6 protein-coding genes and 2 tRNA genes are annotated in these 7,554 nt (G+C 44.5%); 1 reads left to right on the plus strand and 7 read right to left on the minus strand.

All coding sequences use genetic code 11. The features are described 5' to 3' along the window. Positions 1–233: 233 nt before the first annotated feature. From NO989_RS19050 to NO989_RS19060, 3 genes are all read right to left on the minus strand, one after another. On the minus strand, positions 234–1,241 hold the full coding sequence (locus tag NO989_RS19050) for a hypothetical protein (RefSeq protein WP_061485260.1): 1,008 nt from the start codon (positions 1,239–1,241) through the stop codon (positions 234–236). 538 nt (positions 1,242–1,779) lie between these two features. Beyond that, positions 1,780–2,553, minus strand: a complete 774-nt coding sequence (locus NO989_RS19055) for a hypothetical protein (protein WP_061485259.1) — start codon at positions 2,551–2,553, stop codon at positions 1,780–1,782. 10 nt (positions 2,554–2,563) lie between these two features. Beyond that, a complete protein-coding gene (locus NO989_RS19060; protein ID WP_061485256.1) occupies positions 2,564–3,127 on the minus strand; it encodes a recombinase family protein in 564 nt (187 codons plus the stop codon). A gap of 187 nt (positions 3,128–3,314) precedes the next feature. On the opposite strand from NO989_RS19060, the gene NO989_RS19065 reads away from it, so the two are divergent. Beyond that, the gene (locus NO989_RS19065; RefSeq protein WP_061485254.1) at positions 3,315–4,130 is read left to right on the plus strand and encodes a hypothetical protein; all 816 of its coding nucleotides are present in this window, start codon (positions 3,315–3,317) and stop codon (positions 4,128–4,130) included. A gap of 14 nt (positions 4,131–4,144) precedes the next feature. Here the strand turns inward: NO989_RS19065 and NO989_RS19070 are convergent, their stop codons facing one another. From NO989_RS19070 to NO989_RS19085, 4 genes are all read right to left on the minus strand, one after another. Next, complete coding sequence (locus tag NO989_RS19070) at positions 4,145–5,866, minus strand: site-specific integrase (RefSeq protein WP_061485252.1); 1,722 nt, start codon at positions 5,864–5,866, stop codon at positions 4,145–4,147. Positions 5,867–5,960: 94 nt separating this feature from the next. Beyond that, positions 5,961–6,051: transfer RNA gene (locus tag NO989_RS19075), tRNA-Ser, on the minus strand. A gap of 122 nt (positions 6,052–6,173) precedes the next feature. Further along, on the minus strand, positions 6,174–7,229 hold the full coding sequence (gene nadA / locus NO989_RS19080) for a quinolinate synthase NadA (protein ID WP_039227298.1): 1,056 nt from the start codon (positions 7,227–7,229) through the stop codon (positions 6,174–6,176). 244 nt (positions 7,230–7,473) lie between these two features. Then, positions 7,474–7,549, minus strand: a tRNA-Lys gene (locus NO989_RS19085). Positions 7,550–7,554 lie beyond the last annotated feature (5 nt).

The raw sequence follows: 7,554 nt of genomic DNA on the forward strand, positions 1-7,554 counted from the left end.
ATCTTCCCCTCAGTCAGGGTGATTCAGGTTTCTTTCAACCTGACGGGTTTGCCAGCTTCGCTGGGCAAACAAAAAAACCGGCCTAAAGCCGGTTCTCAGTATTTGGCGGAGAGAGAGGGATTCGAACCCTCGACAATAACCACAAGATTAAAATATTTATATATAACAGTAAGTTGAGAATATCAGCAAGATTTGTTTTGTACAACGTTTTTGTACATATATTACAGGATGTCTCACTTGTCATGACGTGACTTAAACGCTCTTGTATGACGCTCAAACAATTCGTCATTCCCATCAAAGTTGGGCCTCAAGACTTCCAAATCTGGTAATGCTTCATTTTCAAAGAAAGCATGCCTTCTCTCTAAGTCCCAATCTTCAAATTGTATAATTGGAGTAAGTAAATCTTTTGGTAGTGCTGGATTGAGCCTAGGTTTATAAGCATGGTGAAACTCTGCTAAGAAATCCCCAAAGTCTACATAAAGCTCTCTCGACAAACTGACAACTCTTTCTGTTAGCGACATAAGCGTTTGTTTAGTTATTGGGTCTAGAAATGAATACAACTGTGTCTCAGGATAGCCAAGGGGAACATTACGTGCTGTTAGCATACGCTGAATATCTTCTCTAAGGACGTTACGTTCCATCCACAACCTAGCCAGTGTGTTATAGTTTGCTAGTACCATTTCAATATCACCAAGTTGAGACCACTTCTCCCCCTCTTCCCCTTGCGGCGGAACAAGGAAAAAGAGTCTCGTTAACACCTGCTTGTCTACAGGCTCTAGGACTACACCCTTGAGTATTGGAACTTGGAACATCCGCTCATTTATGTCGTTTGATAGAAGGTCACTGTAGTTTTCTCTAACGGCTGCCAGAGTGGTATAGCAAGTATTAATCAAGAGAATTAATTCATTGATAGCCTCTCGATTCAAGTTCTCTCTTATTACTAATTGGTCCTCCTTATGACGTCGGTCTTGCTCTGCTTGCTCTTCAAAGTACCTTCTCCTTTGATCTATCAGTGATTTGTTGTAGCGCCACTCAGCAGCCTTTTCTGCTTTATTGTGTAGATGATAGGTGTACCAAAAAGTTATGCCTGACGCGATTAGGGCCACTATAGCGGCTGTGATAACGGGTGCTCCAAAATCCCACCACCAATCTTTTGATGCTATATCATTTAACTCTTGAGCTATCTCAGAGAGAGAGCTATGCAACAGCACTGCGTCTAGTTGCTCTACGTCCTTTGCCATTCTGATCATCCTTTTAGTAGTTTATTGAGCAGCCATAGAGACAACCCTTTGAATAGAGTCTGTAGATTATTGCACTGATTCAATTACTTAGAAACTCACATTACATTGAGAAGCTTTCATATCGCTCGTGAGTGCATCATACTAGACCTCTACACAGGTCCCCTAGTAACTATCAAAGTCTTCTCATAGATCTTCTAAGGATCTTCTGTTAGGTAAAGGGGGGGAGGTGCTAGGTAATGACCCTTAGTAACGATTGCGTCGTACCATGACTCTACAAAAAAACGTTATTATCGTTTGCTCATTTTTTCAGTACATTCTATTAACAAGCACTGAAAACCGTGAAGGGTCAATTCGAGTCGATGGTATTCAGTGTACGATTCAACACACTCTATTTTTGTGACTTTGGAGAAGGGCTATTGTATCGTCAGGTCGTGCGCACAAGGGGCTCGAAGAACCCCCTATCACCCTTTAAAATCAAGGGATCCACAGGTATCATCAGCGTGTTTATCGTGGCAACGGTGTGACCCTCTGAAGTAACCTAAAAGTCTTCTTCTTGACACTCTTTAGTTCCATCATAGAACTCATCGAGCTCACCACTACCAAGACCAATTCCATAGACAAGAGCAGATGTGTACGAGTCGTTAGCGTTGCTGATTGTATGTCTCCACGGGTCAGTGCTGCCTCCTTTAAATCTTCTTAGTTGATGTTCCAGCATTGTCTGTGGTGGCACTCCTTGTGGTAAGAAGTCAGGGTTTATATCACCACTGCTGCTTTTCTTAGGTGCGTACTTCTTGAGCTCTAATTCCCTTACAAGCCCTGTTAAGTCATATTGACCTCCACACCACTCTCTTACCTTTGCAGCTGTACCAAAAGGCCTCTTATCAGTATAGACCCTAAACCCATGATCTATTGACTCATTGTTATAGGCCATCTTATTGGCTTGAGCGGTAGCTATGATTAGGTTCGCAGTGGTAAAACGACCTTGAAAGCCTTCTCCCTTCGCTGGGTCTCTGTGACTAATGTGGTAATCATAGACTGGCTTTAGTTGACCGTTAACTCTAGTATAACCTGTGGCTTCCTTACGCTCTGTCCAGAGAGCATGAATGCCTTTAATATCACTCTCATCAATGGGCATACTTACTGGCGACTGTCTTTTGGCAGCCTCAGCAAACCAGCGACCAAATTCAGAGAGCCAGAATTGTCCCCCAAAACACTCTTTACACTTGGTACTCAATCGCCCATTCGACCGCTTAGCTGGAATTCGACGCTTACCGCACTCGCTACACTTTCTTGGTGTTACTACTTTTCTCATTGATGGTTACTTAAGGCTTCTCTGAGGCTGCTAGAGCCCGTTGTACAGTGGATAATGACACACCTACGATAATCGCTATCTTACGAAGCGATACACCTTCTGAGCGCAGTGTGTGAATGCGCTGGTGGTTAGATTGATTAGCTGGACGCCCACGGTATTTACCAGCTTGCTTGGCTTTCTCTATGCCTTCCTGACGTCTCTCTTGAATCATTGACAGCTCAAACTGGGCTACAGCTCCCAACATGCTCAGCATCAAGTCAGACATAGCATCAGACCCACCAGCATTGAAGCACAGTGCCTCTCTATGGAACTTTACGTGGATGCCTTCTGAGTTCCACTGGGTTACTAATGTCTTGAGGTCTACGAGGTTTCTAGCGAGCCTATCAATGCTGTGTACATGTATGGTGTCTCCCTCTCTAGCATATTCCTTAAGCCCTTCTAGTGCTGGACGGTTAGTAGTACCACCACTACAGCGGTCAACGAATTGCTTCTTGAAAGAGAGCCCAGAGTCTGACAACTGACGGTCTGTGTTTTGGTCCGCAGTAGAGACCCTAATATAAGCTAAATCAGCCACTTCCTGTACCTGTTTGATTCTAAGAGGTGGCGGAGGGTAAAGTACCCATAAATAAAAATCAAGCCATACGGATACATCGAGGAGCAATTTTGACTATGCCCGTGTGGGTATACCTAATGGGTACGTACAGCGAGACTATGCTTGTAAAGTCAGTTAAGATTGGAAGACTAGCAAAGGACGGATGCATATGAAAACACTTAAATATTTCACTTCCCAAACACTAAGAAACTTTCAGCAATTTCAAGAGCTCTTGGTAAGTGACGAACCATTAGGAATGGAGACCTTTAAAGCGCAAAGTGGGGTCGTCGCAATGACTTTCAATCATAATTTGGAGCTATTAATTGCAGAGAAGGAAGAGCAGTTTAGTAGTTTTCTTGGAGTCCAAATTGACAAAAGTAAAAATGCTCAAAGCCCAAAAAACCAGATACTCAATGCGATATTCAACCAAAACTTCACATTCAACGGTGAGTTGCTTCACGGACATATTTTAAGGCTAATACATAACATAGGTGATTTATCAAAGCATGGTCGACTTGACCGTAAAGATCGACTGGTTTCAGACTTTGCGCAAGTCGAAGAATGCATATTCATCGTGATGCATCCACATGCTAAAGAGCCTTACTATTCATTTCACAAGAGCGTGATGGTGACTGATGACAAAAACAAACCATCTAACCTTGAGGCATTGTTAAATTGTGGTATCGACTTTGTGGCATCAGTGCTCTTTGAACTTGAGATCATCGATACAAGAGTTGATATTCGTTCCATGTGCAGAAGTTTTGCTCTCAAACGCGAGGACGCAGAGAATACATTTACTCATTCTAAACCTCCATGTGTGGTACCTCAATACGGTGATAATCAGGGGCCGCCTATACTACCTATGATATACGATTCGCGGCTGCAAAGAGAGATACGAATATGCCAGCGAGGAGAAGGCTTTAACTTCCAACTTAAATTTCCAGTTGAAGTAAAAGCAACCCCCTATCTAACGAAGCCCAGATAAAATAGATTTCGTTGCTATTTAGCTCCAGCTTTTGTGAGATGTGGAATATTCAGCGTTTCTATCTGCTCGATAACATCCTTCTTAGTCTTCAGGTAGACAGTGCCGTACTTATCACCTACTGAGCCTGACGTATGCCCCGTGATGGCATCATTAACCCTGTCACTCGCTCCTAGCGTGCGTAGCATGGTCTTGAATGTATGCCTGAAGGCATGAGTAGGTTGGTGAATATCAATGCCCTGCTCTCTAACGACCTGTCCCCACCACGTAGCAAACTTAGTGGATTTAGCTCCATACTTGTCAGCTGGCACATCAGGGAATAGCCAATCATTGGAGCCCTTAACGAACTCTAAGAAGCCAAGCTCAATCAAGTGGTCATGTAATGGGATATGACGGAGAGAAGCATTGTTCTTCACTGACTGCCCTTCTCCGCGTCTTACGTTGATGTAGTGGATACCATCATGGTCAGCATCAATATCAGACCGCCTTAACTGAAGAATTTCTCCGCTTCGAGCTCCAGTGTAGCGACAAAGGAGAGGCACCCAGTAACACGCCATACCGTATTTCTTTGGAGCATTGGGGTCAGTGAACAATGGCAAACTAAATAGCTTAGTGACCTCTTCAGACGTATACCCCCTGTCTTCGTCAGCCTCTATGCGTTTAGCAATCTTAGGAGGCTTCACCTTCAAGGCTGGATTTTCATCTATTAACCCCAACTCCACTGCAAAGGTAAACACACTGGAAACGAGGTTGAAGTTTTTCTTAGCGACTGCTCTAGACAAAGTTGGCAAGCGTTCCTTTTTGGCCTTCTCGACTTGCTTAGCAACTGGCAGCGAACGCACATCCTGACTCTTCTTTTTAGGTAGCTGTAGCAGTGTATCTCTGAACACTACGAAGTCAGCAGAAGTCACCTCCGCTAAGTCCTTATCACCATGTAGCGAGATAAATCGCTGAATATTGTTGTAAGTCTCATTTAGGGTCTTTGAGACCTTCTCACCGCCCTCTGAATTGACTTCGCGCGACACTTTGAACTTCTTATAAACCTCAGACAGAGCGTTCTCAGAGGCTCCTGACGTCCTCCTTAGATGCTTTGGTTTGAGAGGTGATTCAACCATTTTCATGGGGCTAGGCTCACTCTCCCAATCGTTCTGAGCTCTGGCAAGGCAAAGGCTTTCAAACTTATACAGATAGTGATAGAACTGGGTAGTCAACTGACGATAGGACTTACTGCGCTTGGGTACGGTAATTCCCTCAATGTCCAACTGGCTTGCTATGTTAGACTCCAACTCATCTCCCAGTATATCGAGTTGCTGTTCATTGGCTCTTTCAATCTCACTCCCTTGAAGACTCAGGGTGTCAGACAGACCAAAGGTTTGATGACCCTTACTAACATTAATGAGCTCATACTCATCACGAGAAACATGAGAGAGCATATTCCCCTGAGACTCCACCTCATCGCGCATACGAGCATACCAACGCTCAGCAATGATAACGCATTCCCTAAGGGACAACTCTACATCAGACTCACCAGACAGTTTACGTCTAGCCAGTGCCAATTGTTCGTAGGCTTCCTTCAGCCACGGTATAGCTCGTAGTTGAGCTTCACTCTTATCTGTGGTCTTCAGTGAGGACTTAAACTCTCGCTTGCCAACGATAGAACGAAGGTCTTGAGGGACTACAATTCTGATGTAGTAATACTTGGAATATGAAGGAATATAAGGAGAAGCCATGATGCCCATTTGTACCACCTTTTTGTACAAGTAGGTGGTTATGCTGTTTCTCTGTAGCCCAGATACAACAAAGCCCCTAGGGTTTTAGGGGCCTGTAGGTATTTGGCGGAGAGAGAGGGATTCGAACCCTCGATACGCTATAAACGTATACACACTTTCCAGGCGTGCGCCTTCAGCCACTCAGCCATCTCTCCAAATTTTGTATCAAGAAGATTTCAACGACGAAAACCCTTGAGCGCGCGTATAGTAGGTAAAGCCGCGCGCTTAATCAAGAACTTGCTGGAAAATATTCAGCAAGTGCTTATAAAACGTGCGCTTATAGCCCGCCTTTCGCTTTTAACTCGGCTGAGAAGTTAAGCATGCGATCAAGTGGAATAAGTGCACCTTTACGCAATTCATCATCAACAAAGATTTCATGCCCATCAGTTTCGCCCGTTAAAGACGCCTTAATCGCTTCTAAGCCGTTCATTGCCATCCAAGGACAGTGAGCACAGCTTTTACACGTAGCGCCGTTACCGCCCGTTGGAGCCTCTATAAACGTCTTCTCTGGAGTAAGTTGTTGCATCTTGTAAAAGATGCCTTTATCGGTAGCAACAATAAAGGTGTCGTTATCCATGGTTTGCGAGGCTTTTATTAGCTGACTGGTTGAGCCAACTGCATCTGCCATCTCTACCACACTTGCGGGTGATTCAGGGTGAACCAGAACTGCTGCGTTTGGATACAGTGCTTTCATGTCTGCTAGTTTCTGTGCAGAGAACTCGTCGTGAACGATACACTCGCCCTGCCACATTAGCATGTCGGCACCGGTTTGCTTGGCAATGTACGAGCCTAAGTGTCGGTCAGGGCCCCAAATGATTTTCTTGCCCTGGCTGTCTAAGTGCTCAACGATTTCAAGCGCGATGCTTGACGTTACTACCCAGTCAGCACGCGCTTTTACTGCCGCTGATGTATTTGCGTAAACCACTACAGTGTGGTCAGGGTGCTGATCACAGAATTCGCTAAACTCTTTTACCGGGCAACCAATATCAAGCGAACACGTTGCTTCAAGTGTTGGCATTAGTACGGTTTTTTCAGGGCTAAGAATTTTTGCCGTTTCACCCATGAAGCGAACGCCAGCAACAATTAAGGTTTGTTCTTGTGCATCTCTTCCGAAGCGCGCCATTTCCAATGAGTCTGCCACGCAGCCACCAGTCTCTTCAGCGAGTGCCTGAATTTCATGGTCGGTGTAATAGTGTGCGACAAGCACAGCGTTACGGGCTTTAAGTAAAGCTTTGATCTCAGCCTTTAATTCAGCTTTACGTGCTTCTGACAATGGCTGTGGTTTTGCTGGGAACGGGTACTCTACCTGATCCACTCGAAATGCTACTGACATTAACCTACATCTCTGTTGCGACAAGGGTGCGGATTATACCCAACTGTCATAAAAATTACACACTACCTAATCAACATAAGGGTAATTAAATAGTCGTAGTTATGCTTACCTGTTCTACTACATGGGGTTAGGTAAACCAGATCAAAGTGCAAATGAGACGAGTAGCGTTTTAAAACGCAATAAGCATTGGTGTTTTGTACTGAGGAGATTATTTAAAAAAGGAATATTTGAGTTTGAGACTTGATGGTGGGTCGTGCTGGATTCGAACCAGCGACCAATTGATTAAAAGTCAACTGCTCTACCAACTGAGCTAACGACCCATCAA

It is taken from the genome of Alteromonas sp. DY56-G5 (genome assembly GCF_041414725.1).
In the GTDB taxonomy this organism is placed as follows: Bacteria; Pseudomonadota; Gammaproteobacteria; order Enterobacterales; family Alteromonadaceae; genus Alteromonas; species Alteromonas macleodii.

What these genes read in the sequence shown, in the direction of transcription:
- NO989_RS19050 (WP_061485260.1), bottom strand. Translation starts at nt 1,241, where the DNA reads ATGGCAAAGGACGTAGAGCAACTAGACGCAGTGCTGTTGCATAGCTCT.
- NO989_RS19055 (WP_061485259.1), bottom strand. Translation starts at nt 2,553, where the DNA reads ATGAGAAAAGTAGTAACACCAAGAAAGTGTAGCGAGTGCGGTAAGCGT.
- NO989_RS19065 (WP_061485254.1), top strand. Translation starts at nt 3,315, where the DNA reads ATGAAAACACTTAAATATTTCACTTCCCAAACACTAAGAAACTTTCAG.
- NO989_RS19070 (WP_061485252.1), bottom strand. Translation starts at nt 5,866, where the DNA reads ATGGGCATCATGGCTTCTCCTTATATTCCTTCATATTCCAAGTATTAC.
- nadA (WP_039227298.1), bottom strand. Translation starts at nt 7,229, where the DNA reads ATGTCAGTAGCATTTCGAGTGGATCAGGTAGAGTACCCGTTCCCAGCA.